This window comes from Martelella sp. FLE1502 (assembly GCF_053484255.1).
This window is the reverse complement of the sequence record NZ_JBAKFQ010000032.1, coordinates 21350-39102: the sequence shown is the minus strand read 5'-3', so window position 1 is coordinate 39102 and position 17753 is coordinate 21350. Positions and strand designations below refer to the sequence as shown.

Sequence of the window (17753 nt, the reverse complement as noted above, 5' to 3'; positions counted from 1 at the left end):
CGTTACGCACATCGCGTTTACGCATTCCACGTTGACTTGTTACGCAGAGTGAGTAATAGTGCGTAAAACAACGCGATGGAAATGAGCCGTGGAACACGAAACTCCTGCCTCTCTGATCATAAACAAGCTGGGTGGCCTCACCAAGACAGCCAGAATTTTGTCGTCAGACGAAAAGCCCTTTGCCGTATCGACGGTGCAGGGCTGGAAAGAGCGTGGGCAGATACCGCAAGCGCACTGGCCCGCCCTCATCGAGGCTGCGAAGGCTGAAGGCGTTAATCTGACATTTCCGATGTTCCTTGGCATTTCCGAGGACGCGGCATGACCAATCCGACGACAAACATTCGCAAGGCTATTCGAGACCGCCTGTCTTGGCTTCGGGTCCGGGGACAAGAAGCCACGATAGACGACTTGGCTATCGAGATGCTGAAGCGGAATGGCCCGATCGAAGGCAGCGAGACTGAACGGTATCAAGACTATTCCTATCGCGAACTGAAGCTTTTGGCTGAAGTCGTGCTGTTGTCGGAGGACGCAGCATGACCCCGCGCCAGTTCGAACCCGGCTTCTCTACAGAGTTCGGAGCCCTTCAGCTTTTCCTTGAGCGCCATGGCTACGGCCTGAAGGTGGCAAGCAACCGCTGGCAGGTGAGGCTCCCCGGCTCTCGCTGGAAGGGCGCAAGTTGGGACGGCGTAATCAAGATCGTTGACGACATACGGGCCTCTCAGGGGCTCGAAACAATCAGGGTGAGGAAAGCGGCATGAACGCCTCGTCCGCACGATTTCTTTTTCGGCGCGTCTCGGGCGGCGCAAATCAAAGAAAAGGCGGGTCGCCCGAAGACGCCCGCCAAGAGGTACTGTCGATGAGAAATGTAGCAGAACGCCCCGCAGAGGGCAACAAGACAAGCAAGATTGCATCCGTAAATTCTCCGGATCGTAATGCGTCCCTCTGGTTGGACGATCAGATCGCCCGCGCTCAGGGCGGGGTTATCACTCAGGTCGTTGATCTTGACCCTCCGCTGGCGCGCGTATTGCTTGCTCGGAACCCGGATAACCGCAAAGTCAGCGCCAACACCATCGAGAAATACGCCCGCGACATGGCGAACGGCGGCTGGGTTTTCAATGGCGAGCCGATCATCGTATCCCGTGACGGCAAGCTGAATGACGGACAGCACCGTTGCGAAGCTGTTCTGCTTGCCGACGAGACCATCCAAGCAATCATTGTAATCGGGACGGACAGGGCAAGCCGCCTTACTGTAGATCAGGGTAAGGCGCGCATGGCTGGCGACTATCTCGGAATGAACGGTCACACTGACAGTGTAGCTCTTGCCGCCGTAGCGAAATACATCTGGCAGCATCAGTCTTTCGGCAGGGTTAGCCACCATTCGCAGCTGAGCCCAACCAAAGGTGAAATTCTCGAACTCGTCGCCACTACGCCAACGATCGCTGAAAGCCTGAAACGCATTCAGAAGAAGGGTTCCGAATCTGTAGGTGGCCGGTCGGTCTTGGCGTTCTGCCACTGGACGTTTAGCCGGGTCACTGGCAGCCGCACGGATGCTGACGCCTTTATTGATGGGCTTATCAACGGTTCCAATCTCGGAATTCGCAGCCCTATCCTCTATGCCCGCAACCGCTTGATGGCTGAGCGCGGTCGTCTGAAGGTTGGCGAAAAAGCAGAACTGATCATTCGGGCATGGAACGCAACACGTCGCGGGGGGAAGGTTTCTTCCTTGCAGATCAAGGGCGGCGCTCTCCCGACCGTGGAGCGTTAAGCCATGATCCAGTCGCTTCCCATCCAAAACATAGTTCGTCGGCCTGATGTTCGGCCCCTAAATATCGATGCTGTTGCAAGCATTGCTGACAGCATTGCGTCTGTAGGGCTCATCAATCCGGTCCGCGTCCGCGCCACTGGTGACGGGTGGGAAGTAATCGCAGGTTCCCACCGTCTGGAAGCTTGCAAGCGTCTCGGTTTGGTAGAGATCGAGTGCATCGTTGTAGCCGATGATGATCTCCACGCCGAACTTGCCATGATCGATGAAAATCTGATGCGGGCCGAATTGTCCGCGTCGGAACGCGCTTCGCAAACGGCTCGGCGCAAGGCGATCTATCTGGAATTGCATCCCGAGACAGCGGCTCATGTAGCCGGAGCTTATGGATCGAACAAGGCTCAAGGTAACGCAACGGACAACTTGTCCGCCGCGTCCTTTTCCGCAGAAACCGCCAAGGCTACAGGCAAGGACGAGCGCACAGTCCGACGCGACGCCGAGCGCGGCGAAAAAGTCATTCCCGAAGTCATTGCCATGATCGCGGGTACGAAGCTCGACACCGGCACGTACCTCGACCGCATCAAGAACCTTTCTCCGAATGATCAGGTCGTAGCAGCCAAGCGTGATTTGTCGGCTCTCCGCAGCAACGAGAAGCCGCAGAAGCCAACCCCGGCTCCGAAGAATGAATTCGATGTACACGAGGCTCAAGTCTCCGCTCTTATGGCTGCTTGGAATAAGGCCAGCAAGGAAGCCAGAGACGACTTCCTAAGCCGGATTGACACGCCTGTCTTTGATCGGAGCGTGGCATGACCCCCGAAGAATTCTTCATCAAGGGCATTCTCCCGATCCTCACCGTGTTCTGCATCTTCGCATGGGGTCGGCTGACACGTCAGATAGAGGAGCGCAGGAAGTGATTATGACGATTTACGATGGTGGGTTGAGCGCCGCAATCTGGCTGCTCTCCGCAAAGCATTGGCCCGCTAACCTCTCCTCCCTTGGCTGGCCAATGGCGTCCCGGGTCCCTCCCTACCGGGACGCCACCTTTTTCAGAGCGACAACGCTCAACAATTCTAAGCGCCAGAGAGCCGAGAGGGACGGCGGTTTCTAAACTCTCTGGCGCGGCAATGACCGGTAAGGACGGGAATCTTTCCCGGTCAATGCAATCAGAATTTGGCTTCGTGTGGTTCATCTAAAGCCCCTTTGACAAGGACAATGAACCACAGATCAGGAGCCGGTGTTTTGGGAAACGTAACCAGAAAACAGGTTAAGCGTAGTCAAGTTTCGAGTGAGCCCATGGAAGACGTCAAACAGGCGAGATTTTTGATCGAACAGATCGGCGAAGGCCGCTCAGTCGGAGAGATCATCTATAGCGCATACGAGGCGCTTGCGAAACTCTATCCGCACAAGGGCGATGCCAAGAAGCAATGGACAGAACGTCGTCTGAGGGCGTGGTGGAATGGGGAAACGGACGTGGTTCGTTTCTGGCAAATGATGGAATTGTTCGAGGCTGCAAAAGCCGTTTCCGATGAAGAAGAACGGGTCAAGAAGGCGAGGAAAGAGCATGCAGAGTTCATCGAAAAGACCGCCGCTATTGCTGCGATGGCTGAGCGTCGATCGGCGGATTTCGATTGCCGCTAGGTGTCGCCATGGCGCTGCATGGTTCGCCGAATGGATAGCGCCGGAAATCAGGGGTGAGTGAATGACCGTAGTCGCTTCAAATTACGCACGAGCCGAGAACGATCTCTATCAGACAGAACCGTGGGCAACGGAAGCGTTGCTTCGGCATATTCCTGTAGCGTGGAAAACTGTTTGGGAGCCTGCCGCCGGAAATCATCTCATTGCCGACGTGTTACGAGAGAACAAGGCAATGGTCTTCACCAGTGACATTTGCACGTATGATCGAGAGCACGTTGAGATATTCGATTTTCTCAATCCCGGTCATGATGACCACACAGGCGCTTTCGATGCCATTATAACAAACCCGCCTTACGGCAAGGGGAATAGAGACGCAGTGCGGTTTGCCAAGCTGGCGCTGGATAGGTGCAGCGGCTACGTCGCGTTGTTGCTGACGGCCAAGTTCGACTTTGGAAAGACGAGGCAGTTTCTGTTCAAAGAGAACCCTCGGTTTCTAATGAAGATTGCGCTTGTCGATCGCATCCAGTGGTTCCCCGGCGAGACGAGCGGAACGGAAGATCACGCATGGTACGTTTGGGGGCCGACGCACCTGCATCACACGCCAGTGATGGTTTGGGAAGGTCGTGAGTGAATGACCGATCGCCAGACAATCACCCTGCCTTTTCCGCCAAGCGTGAACAGCCTGTACCGGAACGTTCCGCGTCGTGGCAGGGTCAGGACGGACAGCTACAAGCAGTGGGTATCTGAGGCCGGTTGGGAGTTGCGTTTGCAGAACCCTGAGAAGTTCACAGAGCGCGTCAACGTCACGATCAGCATGAACCCACCACGCAGGAACTGCGGAGACGTGGACAACCGTAGTAAGGCCGTTCTGGACCTTCTCGTAAAGCATCAGGTCATCCCCGATGACAAGGGCGAGTTTGTCGCATCGGTGCTTTGCAAGTGGGTGTCTGAAGGTCCGGAATGCACGGTAGAACTGGAGACGGTAGATTGAAAAAGACATTCGCAATAGCTGACCTTCACGGGCGCTACGATCTGCTTTGCAAGGCGATCGATTATCTCGACATATCGTTTCCGAATGGCGGCAAGGTCGTCTTCACGGGCGACTATGTGGATCGCGGGCCTCAGAGCGCGCAGATTATCGAGATGCTCAAGAATGGCCCTCAGGATGACAGATGGCAGTGGATTTGCCTCCAAGGCAATCACGAAAGCATGATGCTCGAATGCCTGGATAATGTTCGCCTGATAGGCGGTTGGTGGTCCCCGAATGGCGGCGTGCAGACTTTGCTTTCGTACGGCGCTAAAGAAGGAGATTCCGTCGTTTCTGCGGCTGCAATGGTGCCGCAAGAGCATATCGACTGGATCAAGGGCCTTCCGCTTTATCACGAGGACGAGCATCGCGTATTCGTTCATGCCTTCGCCGACGAGGCGTTGGATTTGTCGGATACACCGGCTCACACCCTGCAATGGGAATGCTACGACAGAGAATACCCGCATGGCTATCGCGGCAAGCATGTCGTTCATGGACATGTGCAGTATGCAGACGGCCCAATCATGCACGATGGACGCACCGATCTGGATACCTTCGCATGGTACACCGGAAGGCTTGTAATTGGCGTTTTCGATGACACGCAAGGCGCTCCTATTCGCATCATTGAGATCAAAGGCGATCCGGCTTCCGGAATGCACGGTAGAGATTGAGGTGGCGTGATGGATGAAGACGACGACTGGAAAAGCGCAGGTGAGTTCGCGGCGGAACTGATCGAGAAGACGAGGACGGCACATGATCAACGAAAGACGAAGCCACGAGGAAATGGTCGAACGGCTTGAACGGATGATGTGGTCAAAGCAAAACTGGCTGGATCGCTGTTCGAGCGGGCAGGGCAAGAGGCCGGATTTCGAGATTCAGACACAGCGAGAGAACCTTGAGGTTCTGACACAGGCATACCGGGACTACAAGAACGCGGCGGAACGGGTAAGGCAAAAAAGGACGGCATAGCATGACGACGACGGCATTCAACGTTTCTGATTTCAAATCCTCGCAAGCCTATGCGGAAATGAACAGCATGAGGCGCGATATCCGGCGGTCGAAGCTGATCAGCAACAACAAGCGGGCGTTCCTGCTTGAGATGGTCAACATGTGGTTCTACTGGCGCAACAACACCGGAGAGATACACCCCGGCGTCACAAAGCTTTGCAAACGCCTAGCCCTGTCGGAGAGAACCGTCAGATCATTCCTTGCCGAGTTCCGTTCTCTTGGCGTCCTGATCGTCAAGAAGTTTGCCAAGGGCGGCAAGAACGCAACGCACTACGCCGTTGACCTTGGGGCGGTCCTGAATGTCGTTGTGCCTCACAATGTCGTCACGGTTCCGGGTGAGCTGGTGGAGTTCGATCAAGGGCATTTGGTCGATGCGGAACAGCCGGAATACGACGAAGAAGGGCTTCCGGTTCTCGACAGTCATCCGTCTGATTTCATTGACTGTTCAACCGATGAAAAAGACGATACAACTTTTGATACCCCTGCAAAAATTGCAGACGATAATATAGGCCGTGCAAGCCTCATAGTCTCCAAGTCCGATAGGCCGTTTACTCCGTGGTCGATCAAGCGTCATCGCTCACCGTCTCGCGTCGGCGTGTCCCGAAACGCTGTTTTGCCCTACCAGGAAGGTAATAACCCTGTCCGCCGGTTCATCTCGACGTTTCGGAGATACTCAGGCCAAAGGAATTTCTCTAATCCTGCCAAGGAAAATACCGACATAGCCGCGAATGAGGTCCGCCATGCGTGAACTCAGGCCTCACCAGATCAAAGCAATCGACATGCTGAAGCGATCGATCATCGCAGGGCACAAACGCCCGCTGATCCAAGCGCCGACCGGTTTTGGGAAGACAATCCTTGCGGCTCGCATTGTTGACGGCGCGCAAGCCAAGGGCAACCGCGTGGTGTTCACCGTGCCGGCTGTCTCGCTCATCGATCAAACGGTTCGTTCGTTCTACGACAACGGCATTCGTGATGTCGGCGTGATCCAGGCTGACCACCCGATGACAAACCCGAGCCGTCCGGTTCAGGTTGCCAGTGTCCAAACGCTTCAGCGCCGCGACCTTCCGGAAACGGATATGGTTCTGGTTGACGAAGCGCACCGCGCGCACCGGATCATTTTCGAATGGATGGCCAAAAAACCAAACTTGCTGTTCTGCGGCCTGTCCGCAACGCCTTGGACAAAGGGGCTCGGCAAATACTACGACGACCTCATAATCGCTTCCACGACGCAGGAACTTATCGATACCGGATACCTCTCAGACTTCCGCGTGTTCGCGCCGTCCAAGCCTGATTTGACTGGCGTGAGGACAACGGCAGGCGACTATAACGAGGCCGATCTTTCCGAAGTGATGGACGAGCCCGGCCTTACCGCCGATATCGTGTCGTCGTGGATCAAGCTTGGCGAGAACAGACCAACGCTCTGCTTTGCGGTGGATCGCAAGCATGCCAAGAGCATCAAGAAGGATTTCACCGATGCCGGAGTTCCTGTCGCTTACGTTGACGCCTTCACCAGCGATTACGAGCGTGAGGACATACGCAAATCATTCGCGGCGGGTCACACAAAGGTCGTAGTCAATGTCGGGGTTCTGACGACTGGTGTTGATTGGGACGTGAGGTGCATCATTCTGGCGCGGCCGACAAAGAGCAACGCGCTCTATACGCAGATCATCGGGCGCGGGCTGCGCACCGCTGACGGGAAAAGCGATCTTGTTATTCTGGATCATTCAGACACTACGCAACGCTTGGGTTTCGTGACTGATATCCATTTCGATGAACTCGACAAGGGGAAGCTTGCAGGATCACAGTCGTCGAAGAAAGAGCGCCCGGTTCCGCTTCCGAAGGAATGCCCGTCTTGCAAGTTCCTGAAGCCCGCCAAGGTCCATAAGTGCCCTAGCTGCGGGTTTGCGCCCGAGCAACAGACCGATATCGAGGTTGCGCCGGGCGAATTGAAGGCCTTCAAGGGCAAAGCCAAAGAGGTGACGACAGAGGAAAAGGTTGCGTTCTACGGTGAGCTTATCTGGCATGCGCGCGATCGCGGATGGAAAGACGGATGGGCCTACCACAAGTGCAAGGAGCGCTTTGGCACGTATCCGCCTCGAAAGCCGGACCCGTCGATGATCCGGCCACCGTCGGCGCAAACCTTCTCTTGGATCAAATCAAGGCAGATCGCCTACGCCAAGGCTCGCAAGAAAGCGGAGGCGCAACATGTCGCGGCTTGAATGCGTCACCGATCTGGCAAAGGGGCGATGGACAAGCATTCTCCTCGACCTTGGGATTGATCGCACATTCCTTACGAAAAAGCACGGTCCTTGCCCTTTCTGCGGAGGTAAGGACAGGTTCCGGTACACCGACATAGGCGGAACAGGCGGTTGGATCTGCAATCAGTGCGGACACGGTTCCGGCATTGATTGGGTGATGCGGGCAATGAGCGTCGATTTCAAAGGTGCCGCCGATATGGTGCGCCCCCTTGTGGAAAGCGCAACGCCCGAAACGGTTCAGGAAATCCCGGAATGGAAAAAACGGGAATGGATGAACCAGCTTTGGAAAGACAGCCGCCCGGTTGTGCAAGGCGATCCGGTTTGGCTTTGGTTCAATCGTAGAGTCGGCGGTTTCAATATCCCGAAGACGATCAGATATTGCGAGCGATGCGAATACAAGTTCGGTGGCGTCCACGAGTATCACCCGGCCATGGTGGCTATGATCCACGGGCCGGACGGAAAGCCGTGTAGTCTGCACAGGACATACCTCACGAAGGACGGACGAAAAGCCTCGGTTAGCAATGTGCGCATGATGATGCCGAGCAACATGGCTGACGGCGCAGCTATCCGTCTATGCGAGCCGGGTGAAGCCATGGGGCTTGCCGAAGGTATCGAAACGGCAGCGTCGTTCATGAAGCTTTTCAACGTCCCGACATGGGCAGTGATGAACGCGACAATGCTGGAAAAGTGGGAGCCGCCGGAGATCGTCAAGCGCGTCTTCATCGGAGGCGACAACGATCAGAATTTCAGGGGGCAGAAGGCGACCTTCACCTTGGCAAACAGGCTGGCATTGCGGGGTATCGAGGTGGTGCCCGCGATACCTGGATACTCGATTGACCGGAAATTCGAAGGGCACGACTGGAATAACGAATTGGAAGCAGGGAGTATGACGGCATGAACATAGCAGTGACATGGAGGGATATCCCGATCCCAAAGAAGGTGGCGATCATCAAATCGGTGTATCGATCGGATGAGGAAGAAACAGCGCGAACAATCGCGGAGAAAGTGTCTGTTGCGGTTGGACAAAGCGTCAGCAGAAACGCTATAATCGGGCTATACAGCAGGCGCAAATCAGAGCTTGCGGACGCACCGCTAACCGGGGTTAAGCCCGTGGCAACGGGCAGGACGAAGAAGGAAGCCGAGAAGGCACCGGATACGCCCATTGTTGCCGAGGGCGTGAAGGAAATAGAGGTAGAGCCCGTCGTTATTATCCCGCCTTCGGAACCGCCACGAATGCTGCACCTCACTGTGCTTGAACTGGACGGAAACACATGCAGGTTCCCGACGACAGGGACAGGAGCAGACATGCTTTCATGCGGACTTGAGACGGAAGGGCGGACATACTGCCCGTATCATTCGAAGATCGCATATCGGCCTAAGACGAAGCCCAAGGAAATGATCGATCGCGGAGAATACGTGCCACAGGTGGCGGGATGACGGCGTACTACAACGAGATCGATCCTTATGCCGCTCAATGGCTTCGAAACCTCATAGACGAAAACCTTATCGCTCCGGGTGATGTCGATGAAAGGAGCATCGTAGATGTCAAAGCAGATGACCTTAAGGGATATGCACAGTGCCATTTCTTCGCCGGAATTGGCGGGTGGAGCCTCGCCCTCAGAAAAGCAGGGTGGGAAGATGAAAGACCTGTTTGGACAGGATCTTGTCCATGTCAGCCATTCAGCGCGGCAGGCAAACAAGAAGGGTTCGAAGACCCGAGGCACCTTTGGCCGCAACTCAAGAGACTTATTGAGAAGCGATTACCTTCAGTCTTCTTTGGAGAGCAGGTTGCGAGCGCAACTGAATGGCTCGCCATCGTGCGACGTGATTTGGAAGAAGTGGGATACGCCATGGGGGCAATACCGGTTGAGGCCGCGAGCGCGGGCGCGGATCATCTCAGAGATCGTTTTTGGATTGTGGCCGACTATGACATCGAATGCCCCTGCAAAGAACGGGAACAACGAAGCGGGGAATTCTGCGGGTCAAGTTGCGTTGCGGAAGATCATGTTTTCGTTCTATCCGACTTGCAGGGCGAACGAGGGAACCGGGGCGAAGATACCCCCGAACCGTCAAGGTGGAATGGCCTTGAAGTCGTTCGTTTTGGGAGCCGCAAATACCTTGAGTTTCCCGACGGAAAATGGCGGCACGTCCCTTCATCCGGAGTTCGCTGGATGGGAACTGGGATTCCCGCCAGAGTGGGTAAGCTGCGCGCCTTCGGAAACGCCATCGACTGGCGGCCGGCGTCTGAGATCATAAAGGCGCACATGAGCATAAAGGACGCGGCATGAACCTCTGGCAGAAAGACACGATCAAGCCTGTAGAGTGCGCCTCCTGTGGCTGGGCAGGCAGAAGAAAGACAGGACAGATTGTAACGTGTCCCAAGTGCGGCGAGTGGGCAACGTTTAAGGCGGAGGGAAAGTCATGAACCGGGTTGTCATCAACATGGACGAACAAGGGGGCTTCACCGTTACGAGTGATGAGCCGATCGAGTTCTTCGTCGTGTGTGACCACATCAAATCCGATCGGGTCTATCAGATGGACGTTGATGTCGGGGTGGAAAAGGTCCGGGCAGAACTCCGCGACGATATGGTTGGTCACAAGATGGATGACAGGCAATTTGGTCAGGGTTATGGGCCTGCCAAGCCGCCATCGAAACCAACTCTGAAGCTTGTGGATTAAGACGGAATAGACGGCAAAGGACGGCGGCATGAAAGCATACAGCAGAGCGGCAAAGCTGGAAGTGAAGCGGAAGCGCAACCGGCGCACCAAGAAGGAGATCGAGAGCCTTCCCCGCACAGACAGCGGGCAGTTGTCCCGAGCCAAGGAAGACCCCCGCAAGGTCGCTACATCTGCCCGCATGAAGCACTGGAAGGTTGACAAGAAGACAGCGCTAGACCCGCGTGGCGGTGACCAGATCGGCATTTGGTTTCAGCAAGGCGAGATCGACAAAAGGCAGTATGAGGCATTCGATATTTTTGCAAAGCTGCATGCCGCCTATCAGAGGATGGAGCAGTCGCCTGACAGCCTCGCGGTTGTCGCCGGACATGGCTCTCATGTGACGCTCAGTGATGAGGAGCAAGCAGAGAGGCGCGCCCGGATCACGACGCGATACGACGCTGCCAGGACGGCAATCGATGCGCTCGGCAGGGGCTTCAACACGACGACAGACGCCATCATGTTTCGCCGGATAGAGATGCCCAACGCACTGCCTGTCATGCGCAAGGTTGGAAATGCGTTGGCGGACGTTTTCGGGTGTTGACATAGGGCGGCAAATCAATTTTAATGCACTCAATGGTATTGGCCGAAGTGCGAGCACAAGAGGCCACCGGATAATCAGACAGTTTCGAGGCGATAGCCTCAAAGAGTTTGGGCGTCCATCGCGTGTCTATCTCATCGGCTTAGGGTCCGAGCGCGAAGGGTGAAAGCTCAATCAGCTTGGCGGCGGCGCTGAAGGAAGCGCTACAAGCGTCGGCATAATGGGGCAATGTGTTGTGCGCAACCCCGCGCCGAGGGTGGCAATCCTCTCCGCACAACAGGGTTGCAGCCGGTATCAAGCCCGGCCCGCCAATTCAATTGCCTGAAAGGGCAAAGAGATGAAGACTTTTCGATTTGATGATTTGCTTCTTCTCATTCCGGTGGGCCAGGTCGCGCTGCTGATTTCTATTGCGCTGTTCGTCTACTGAATTCCTCTGGCGCTGCATAGCGACGGAAAACAGATATGTGGCCTCCGCACTTTCCGACTGCTACCTCCAGCGAGCGGAACAAGCCCATGATCGACCGGGAAGACCGGCGTAGATGGAGGCCAAAGCGCAAAGGTGTTGGCGCGCCTGCTTTCACATAGGTCTGCGTAATCATGGGAAGCTGGAAACAATTCGCGGGTGTGTCCAAGGTGGGCAAGCAGTGCTCCACACTGCCGGGCTCGGTTCGATTCCGGGTATCCGCTCCAGGTTCACCGGTTCCAAGGGATTGAGGGTTCTCGATCGCGAGGTAACGCTGCAGCGCAGGTGGTTCATTTATGGTGATGACGGATTGACCACTTCGACGTGGAAGACGTTTCAATATCAGCGCTTTGAGGTGATGACCAATGACCTTAGCATCAGACCACGACATTGCCAACGAGCAGAACGAGCGCGACCGTCATTGCAGGGTGCGGGTTAAGCGGATGAAGTGGGTAAATCTCCCGCCGCTTCCGTACCGCAACAATCCCAAGCCTCCGATCTATCGAGTAGGAGCGGGGGAGTCCGTTACGCCTTGGTATCATCCTAAGACCGGTAGTGACCCCCGCTTCGGATATCCCGTCACCACCTGCTGATCGCGCTTAGGAGATGATCATGCTGGCAATGAAGTTCTTCGGAAACGGCTATGGCATGGGCGCTCCGTACCATGATCAGAAGTTCTATTGGCTGGTCGATACCGCCTTGGGCCGGGAGACAGGCTATCGACATGGGCGGTTTTACACCTTCTCCGGCGGGCTCGGCGCGCAGCTCAATAGTTTTGAATGGCGCTGCCCGAAGCCAGGAACTCGCCGGTTTCTAGGTGGAAAGGAATTCGCTGTGTTCTCGGCATCTCGCGGCCGATATGGGCTCATGTGGGATGTTGCTTGGGCGATGGTCAGCCTGCCGAGAGACGTTGACGGCGCGAACGCAGCAATCCGACAGTTCGGCGAATCTCTCGGTCGCGCTTAGTCCAGCGGTAAGACGCCGGATTTTGGATCCGAAAACCTTGGTTCGAGCCCAAGAGCGCGAGCCAGTCACTCGGAGAACAGTTTAACCGGGTCCAGGTTATGATAGAGCGCTGCGAGGGCAAGATCGCTCTCAGGCCTAGGCGTACCGCGATTCTCGTAGTTCCTGATGGTCTGTAGCGTCCAGCCTGTGCGTGATGCGAGGTCAGAGCGCCAACCATGTCCGGACTGGATAACACCGCGCTCCTGAAGGATTTGCGCGGCTCGTGAGAATTGTTCGGGGGTCATTGTCTGTCCTTACATGCTGGCGACAAGGATTGCCGTTTTGATGCATGGCGCAAGCCCGCAGAAGGCCAGAATAAGCCACATGGACCATGCAAACAGTGCGCTTTGTTCGATTTTGCGAATTACCTTAATCATGTCCGTTCCTTCCGGGTGATGAATTCGTTTCGATGATTTATATATAGCAAACTGTTTTGCTTTTGGCAAGCGCTAATGCAAAATAATTTGACTATTTCTGCGGTCAATATTGAGAAAAGTTTCATGAGGTAGCGCGATGACGGCAGGAAAGGACGAATCCACCGGTCGTTTCCTTCCGGGGAACAGGTTTTGGGAGGCTCGATCCTCTCACGGAGCCAAGCCGAAGTTCAAGAAGGCCGCCGATCTCTGGAATGCATGCACCGAGTACTTCGAATGGGTCGAGGCCAATCCCTTGTGGGAGGATAAGCTCGTCACGTTTCAGGGCACGGCAACACATGAGCCTGTCGCCAAGATGCGGGCCATGACGATCAGCGGGCTCTGCTTTTTCATCGATATCGACCCCATGACGTGGAGCGATTGGAAGTCAAGCCGCCCCGATTTATCTGGTGTCATCTCGCGAGCCGAGGGCGTCATACGCGACCAGAAGTTTGCCGGCGCTGCTGCTGACCTTCTGAACGCCAACATCATTGCCCGAGATTTGGGGCTCGCTGAGAAGAATGAACACACTGGTAAGGACGGTGGGCCTCTCGCATTGATCGTCAGCAAGGAAGACGCGGAACTGTGACAGCAACGCTGACGGAAAAGCAGAGAGAGGCAAATCGTCTCCTCGCTGGACCGGCGCGCAATGTGATGCTTCGCGGTGGCTCGCGATCGGGCAAGACGTTCCTGCTTGTGCGGGCGATTATCCAGCGGGCAATCAACGCTCCTGGATCGCGGCATGTGATTTTCCGGTTTCGGTTCAATCACGCCAAGACATCGATTTGGGCCGATACGCTGCCGAAGGTGCTGAAGCTGTGCTTCCCGGCGCTTGCGGTGCGGTTCGACAAGACGGATTTCTACATCGAACTGCCGGGCGGATCACAGGTCTGGATTGCCGGGCTGGATGATAAGGAGCGGGTCGAGAAGATCCTCGGGCAGGAGTATGCGACCCTCTATTTTAACGAGAGTTCGCAAATCCCGTGGGCCTCTGTTGAAACGGCCATGTCGCGACTGGCGCAGAAATGCGAACTCGCCACGGAAATAGCGGCGGCGACCGGGCGGCGGTTTCTCAGGCTCAAGGCGTTCTTCGACTGCAACCCGCCTTCGAAACTGCACTGGAGCTTCCAGCTTTTCCGCTCGAAGATGAAGCCTGGCACGAAAGAGGCGCTGGCGAACCCGGACGATTACGTAGAGATGCGGATTAATCCGGTGGACAACGCCGATAATCTGCCGGGGGAATACTTCGACGTTCTGGCTTCCATGTCTGCGGCAAAGCGGCTGCGGTTCGAGGCCGGTGAGTGGGCAAGCGAGGTCAATGGTGCGCTTTGGGCCCTTGAGGATCGCAAGGCTTATGACGGGCAAACGATCCTCGGTCTCGATAGCATGCGGGTCGCGAGCGCGCCTCAGATGCATCGCGTTGTTGTGGCTGTTGACCCTTCTGGAACGCGGGGCGATGACGGCGGCGACGAGATCGGCATTGTTGCGGTCGGTAAGGGCGTGGACGGTAAAGCTTATGTTTTGTCTGACGGATCATGCAGCTTGTCCCCGGATGGCTGGGGGCGGCGTGCTGTTGATCTGTACCGCTTCCACAACGCTGACAGGATCGTTGCTGAGCGCAATTTCGGCGGCGCAATGGTCGAGCATGTCATCAAGACCGTTGATCGCAAGGTGAGCTATAAGGAAGTCGTTGCCAGTCGTGGCAAGGTTACGCGAGCCGAGCCGGTCGCGGCGCTCTATGAACAGGGCAGCGTCTCGCATGTCGGAACGTTCCCCGACCTTGAAGATCAGATGCTCAATTTCACTGTGAACGGGTACGTCGGTGAGGGGTCACCTGACCGGGCCGACGCATTGGTTTGGGCTCTTACAGAACTGATGCTGACCGGTGCGGCTGATGCGCCGACGGTCGATGTTGGAAAGCCGCCGCCGAAGATCAATCTCGGTACGGCCAATTCGCGCGGATGGATGAGTTAATGGCGAAGAACAAGAAGCTATCCGACGAAGACCTGATCAAGGAAGCAAAAGAGCGCTTTGGTCGTTGTGAGGATTGGGAAGCTACGTTCCGCGTTCGTTTCGTCCAGGATTTGAAGTTCGCCAACGCCGACCCGGACAACGGCTGGCAGTGGGATACGGAGATCGCGCAGAACCGGTCGAACGATAAGAAGCCGTGCCTCACGATCAACAAGACGCGCCAGCACAACCTTATCATCATCAATGACGGTAAGCAGAACAAGCCGGGCGTGAATATCCGTCCCGTTGGCGATGGAGCGAGCTACGACGCGGCGCAGGTGTTCGAGGGTGTCATTCGGCATATCGAGTATCAGTCGAACGCCGAGCAGGCCTATGACACGGCCAGCGGGTTTCAGGTTCAGGGCGGTATTGGCTATTGGCGCGTCGTTACCGACTATGTGAGCGACGACAGCTTTGACCAGGAAATCTATATCCGCCGCATCAAGGACCCTTTGAGCGTTTATCTCGATCCGGATATCTCCGAGGTTGACGGTTCGGACGCTCGCTTTGGATTTGTTTTTGACGACGTTCCGACTGACCAGTTCAAGGCGGAATATCCTGACGAAGCGGAATACGTCTCTCGGTCATCGTTTGGCTACGATGGTACGTGGGCCGGAAAAGACACGGTTCGCATCTGCGAGTATTATCGCCGCGAGGGCCTGAGCGACACACTAGTAGCGATGACGATCCCGGAAGGGTATGAGGGCGCTGGCGAGCAGATCATTGTTCGTAAGTCCAAGATGGATGATGCGCAAAAGGTCGTCTATGACGTGCTGAAACAGCTTGGCACTGTGTCAGAGCGCCCGATCGTCACCGATGAAATCATGTGGTACAAGATCGCTGGCGACAGAATCGTTGACAGTCGACCATGGCCGGGAAAGTACATTCCGATCGTCCGCGTCGTTGGTGAGGAAACGATCATAGACGGTCAGCTTGACCGCAAGGGACACACGCGCTCCATGAAGGATGCGCAGCGCATGTACAACTACTGGACCAGTGAGGGCACGGCGCAGGTCGCGATGCAGACCAAGACGCCTTATCTCGCGCCAGCGGAAGGTATTGAGGATTATCAGGAGTATTGGAAGGCATCGAACGTAGATAACTACGCCGTGCTTCCCTATCGCAGCCTTGACGACAACGGAAACGCTATTCCGCGCCCGTCGCGGGAACAACCGCCGCAAATGGCCTCCGCCTATATCCAAGGCATGCAGATTTGCGAAAACCAACTGATGATGGCATCGGGCCAGTATCAGTCTCAGTTCGGGCAGAATGAGAACGCCACGTCTGGTGTTGCGATCAATGAGCGCCAGCGGCAAGGCGACAATGCCACGTATCATTTCATCGATGGGCTTGCGATCGGCATTCGCTACACAGGCGTTATCCTCCTCGACTTGATCCCGAAGGTCTACGACACGGAACGAGTGATCCGTATCCTTGCCAGGGATGGTTCGGAGAGCCAGGTGCGCGTCAGCCCGGAATCGCCGCAGGCCTTGCAGAAGATTGAGCAGAAAACCGACGATATTGAGGAAGTAGAGGCGATATTCAATCCGAATGTCGGTCGGTACGAGGTGCAGAGCGACGTTGGGCCCGGATACGCGACCAAGCGTCAAGAGGCGTTCAACGCCATGACGCAGATCGCGGCGCAAAATCAGGCGTTCATGAGCGTTGCCGGCGATCTGATGTGGAAGTCGGCAGATTTCCCGCTTGCCGACGAACTGGCGAAGCGTTGGGAGCGGATGATCCCGCCGAACGTCAAGGGTGATCAGCCTCCGCCGGAATTCATGCAGGCCCAGCAGACAATCAAGATGCTGGAAGGCAACATTGTCGAGCTTCAGCAGCGCCTTAACGACAAGGAAGCTGAGATCGAGGTGAAGCAATACGACGCCACATCGAAGCGCATCACTGCTCTTGGAAATTCCGGACCGGCTATCTCACCGGATCAGATCCAGCCGGCGGTAATGGAGGTGCTTCGCCAGGTGATCATGCAGGGCGGTGATTTCGCCACACAGGGCAGCGCACAGGCCGCGCCGATGCAGATCGGTGGGCCGATGCAACCGCAAGAGCCGTCCTCGCTTATGGCTCCTGGAATTCCGCCACAACAGCAGATGTGAGGTCTCATGCTTCTGAATATCCGACAGGGCGAAGTCCCTGACCTGATCAAGAACACGGCGCAGGAAATAGCCGGGGCCTTCTACGACGCGAACCGGACGGAGCGTTTCAGGCAGCAGGCCGGATCGCAGGATGATTTCGTTCGTCGGCACTGGAAAAACCATATCGACCATGCCGTTGAGGCCCTATCCATGGTTCTCGGTCAGCCCGGAACGCCGGAAGACCAGAAAGAGGCGGTCTATGACGCGATTTGCGAGTATCGCGAGCGCAGTCAGCGAGGAACGCCACAGATCACGACGCGGAGGCTGCAATGAAGAAGCCCGGAGCTATTTACGATGTGTCGCTAGTTCTTTCGGGCATTCCGCTCCTCCTCATTGAGGTTCCCATAGTCCATACCTATAACTTGATCGGAGATTCCCTGGACTGGCGGGATTTTATGACAGTGGTTGCTCTTGATGTTGTTCTGTTGCCGCCGATCTATTTGCTTGTTTATTTCGGCATATCAAGACTTTACCATTTCCTTGAGAGGGCACGGTAAGATGAAGAAATCGACCATGAGCCCGGTTCGCAAGGCATCCGGGCCAGCCAAGACATCGGCAGCGAAGAAAGCGCCGTCGAAGGCAGCGAGCAAGAGCGCACCGACATCTGTCTATCCATCGTCATCCGACGAAAAGCGGTGGAAGACCGAAGACGCGATGCACACAATCATGCGCGCCGAGGAACTGAAGAAAGACCGCGCCTTGATGCGCGACGTGAAGGCGATGGCCCGCGAAAAGGCCAAGAAGTTGAACAACCTTTGCTGAGGCAAAT

At 55.9% G+C, this 17753-nt stretch carries 23 protein-coding genes and 2 tRNA genes; all 25 read left to right on the top strand.

Features of this window, described 5'->3' with window-relative positions:
• Positions 1–88 precede the first annotated feature (88 nt).
• The 25 genes from V6767_RS20260 (at position 89) to V6767_RS20140 (ending at position 17746) form a co-directional block, all read left to right on the top strand.
• A complete protein-coding gene (locus tag V6767_RS20260; protein WP_448475117.1) occupies positions 89–322 on the top strand; it encodes a carph-isopro domain-containing protein in 234 nt (77 codons plus the stop codon).
• A complete protein-coding gene (locus V6767_RS20255) occupies positions 319–537 on the top strand; it encodes a hypothetical protein (protein WP_448475116.1) in 219 nt (72 codons plus the stop codon). Before V6767_RS20260 ends, V6767_RS20255 begins: the two co-directional genes overlap by 4 nt.
• Positions 534–758: a hypothetical protein gene (locus tag V6767_RS20250; protein WP_448475115.1), complete on the top strand. Its 225-nt coding sequence runs from the start codon at positions 534–536 to the stop codon at positions 756–758. The genes V6767_RS20255 and V6767_RS20250 overlap by 4 nt, the downstream gene beginning before the upstream one ends.
• Entirely contained in the window at positions 755–1765 is a 1011-nt protein-coding gene (locus V6767_RS20245; RefSeq protein ID WP_448475114.1) for a hypothetical protein, read from the top strand. Before V6767_RS20250 ends, V6767_RS20245 begins: the two co-directional genes overlap by 4 nt.
• 3 nt (positions 1766–1768) lie before the next feature.
• A complete protein-coding gene (locus tag V6767_RS20240) occupies positions 1769–2569 on the top strand; it encodes a ParB/RepB/Spo0J family partition protein (RefSeq protein ID WP_448475113.1) in 801 nt (266 codons plus the stop codon).
• Positions 2570–3052: 483 nt separating this feature from the next.
• A complete protein-coding gene (locus V6767_RS20235) occupies positions 3053–3397 on the top strand; it encodes a hypothetical protein (RefSeq protein WP_448475112.1) in 345 nt (114 codons plus the stop codon).
• 61 nt (positions 3398–3458) lie between these two features.
• On the top strand, positions 3459–4025 hold the full coding sequence (locus V6767_RS20230) for a hypothetical protein (protein WP_448475111.1): 567 nt from the start codon (positions 3459–3461) through the stop codon (positions 4023–4025).
• Positions 4026–4385, top strand: coding sequence for a RusA family crossover junction endodeoxyribonuclease (locus tag V6767_RS20225; protein ID WP_448475110.1), 360 nt, complete (start codon positions 4026–4028; stop codon positions 4383–4385). It begins immediately after the preceding gene.
• Positions 4382–5092, top strand: a complete 711-nt coding sequence (locus tag V6767_RS20220; protein ID WP_448475109.1) for a metallophosphoesterase — start codon at positions 4382–4384, stop codon at positions 5090–5092. The genes V6767_RS20225 and V6767_RS20220 overlap by 4 nt, the downstream gene beginning before the upstream one ends.
• 82 nt (positions 5093–5174) lie before the next feature.
• Positions 5175–5390, top strand: a complete 216-nt coding sequence (locus tag V6767_RS20215) for a hypothetical protein (RefSeq protein ID WP_448475108.1) — start codon at positions 5175–5177, stop codon at positions 5388–5390.
• A 1-nt stretch (position 5391) separates the two neighbouring features.
• Positions 5392–6177 (top strand): hypothetical protein, encoded by a 786-nt coding sequence (locus tag V6767_RS20210; protein WP_448475107.1) that lies wholly within the window; start codon positions 5392–5394, stop codon positions 6175–6177.
• On the top strand, positions 6170–7648 hold the full coding sequence (locus V6767_RS20205; RefSeq protein WP_448475106.1) for a DEAD/DEAH box helicase: 1479 nt from the start codon (positions 6170–6172) through the stop codon (positions 7646–7648). Before V6767_RS20210 ends, V6767_RS20205 begins: the two co-directional genes overlap by 8 nt.
• Entirely contained in the window at positions 7635–8585 is a 951-nt protein-coding gene (locus V6767_RS20200; RefSeq protein WP_448475105.1) for a DUF7146 domain-containing protein, read from the top strand. Before V6767_RS20205 ends, V6767_RS20200 begins: the two co-directional genes overlap by 14 nt.
• Positions 8582–9124, top strand: a complete 543-nt coding sequence (locus tag V6767_RS20195) for a GcrA family cell cycle regulator (protein WP_448475104.1) — start codon at positions 8582–8584, stop codon at positions 9122–9124. Before V6767_RS20200 ends, V6767_RS20195 begins: the two co-directional genes overlap by 4 nt.
• Positions 9121–9975: a DNA cytosine methyltransferase gene (locus V6767_RS20190; RefSeq protein WP_448475103.1), complete on the top strand. Its 855-nt coding sequence runs from the start codon at positions 9121–9123 to the stop codon at positions 9973–9975. Before V6767_RS20195 ends, V6767_RS20190 begins: the two co-directional genes overlap by 4 nt.
• A gap of 133 nt (positions 9976–10108) precedes the next feature.
• The gene (locus V6767_RS20185) at positions 10109–10366 is read left to right on the top strand and encodes a hypothetical protein (protein ID WP_448475102.1); all 258 of its coding nucleotides are present in this window, start codon (positions 10109–10111) and stop codon (positions 10364–10366) included.
• 28 nt (positions 10367–10394) lie between these two features.
• On the top strand, positions 10395–10946 hold the full coding sequence (locus V6767_RS20180) for a hypothetical protein (RefSeq protein ID WP_448475101.1): 552 nt from the start codon (positions 10395–10397) through the stop codon (positions 10944–10946).
• A gap of 615 nt (positions 10947–11561) precedes the next feature.
• Positions 11562–11633 (top strand) — tRNA-Gly (locus V6767_RS20175).
• Positions 11634–12018: 385 nt separating this feature from the next.
• Entirely contained in the window at positions 12019–12372 is a 354-nt protein-coding gene (locus V6767_RS20170; protein ID WP_448475100.1) for a hypothetical protein, read from the top strand.
• Positions 12363–12436, top strand: a tRNA-Gln gene (locus V6767_RS20165). The genes V6767_RS20170 and V6767_RS20165 overlap by 10 nt, the downstream gene beginning before the upstream one ends.
• A gap of 488 nt (positions 12437–12924) precedes the next feature.
• The gene (locus V6767_RS20160) at positions 12925–13413 is read left to right on the top strand and encodes a terminase small subunit (protein ID WP_448475099.1); all 489 of its coding nucleotides are present in this window, start codon (positions 12925–12927) and stop codon (positions 13411–13413) included.
• Positions 13410–14798: a phage terminase large subunit gene (locus V6767_RS20155; protein ID WP_448475098.1), complete on the top strand. Its 1389-nt coding sequence runs from the start codon at positions 13410–13412 to the stop codon at positions 14796–14798. Before V6767_RS20160 ends, V6767_RS20155 begins: the two co-directional genes overlap by 4 nt.
• On the top strand, positions 14798–16945 hold the full coding sequence (locus tag V6767_RS20150) for a portal protein (RefSeq protein ID WP_448475097.1): 2148 nt from the start codon (positions 14798–14800) through the stop codon (positions 16943–16945). The genes V6767_RS20155 and V6767_RS20150 overlap by 1 nt, the downstream gene beginning before the upstream one ends.
• A 6-nt stretch (positions 16946–16951) precedes the next feature.
• Positions 16952–17257 carry a hypothetical protein gene (locus V6767_RS20145; RefSeq protein WP_448475096.1) on the top strand — a complete coding sequence of 102 codons (306 nt, stop codon included), beginning with the start codon at positions 16952–16954 and terminating at the stop codon, positions 17255–17257.
• Positions 17258–17428: 171 nt separating this feature from the next.
• On the top strand, positions 17429–17746 hold the full coding sequence (locus tag V6767_RS20140) for a hypothetical protein (protein WP_448475095.1): 318 nt from the start codon (positions 17429–17431) through the stop codon (positions 17744–17746).
• Positions 17747–17753 lie beyond the last annotated feature (7 nt).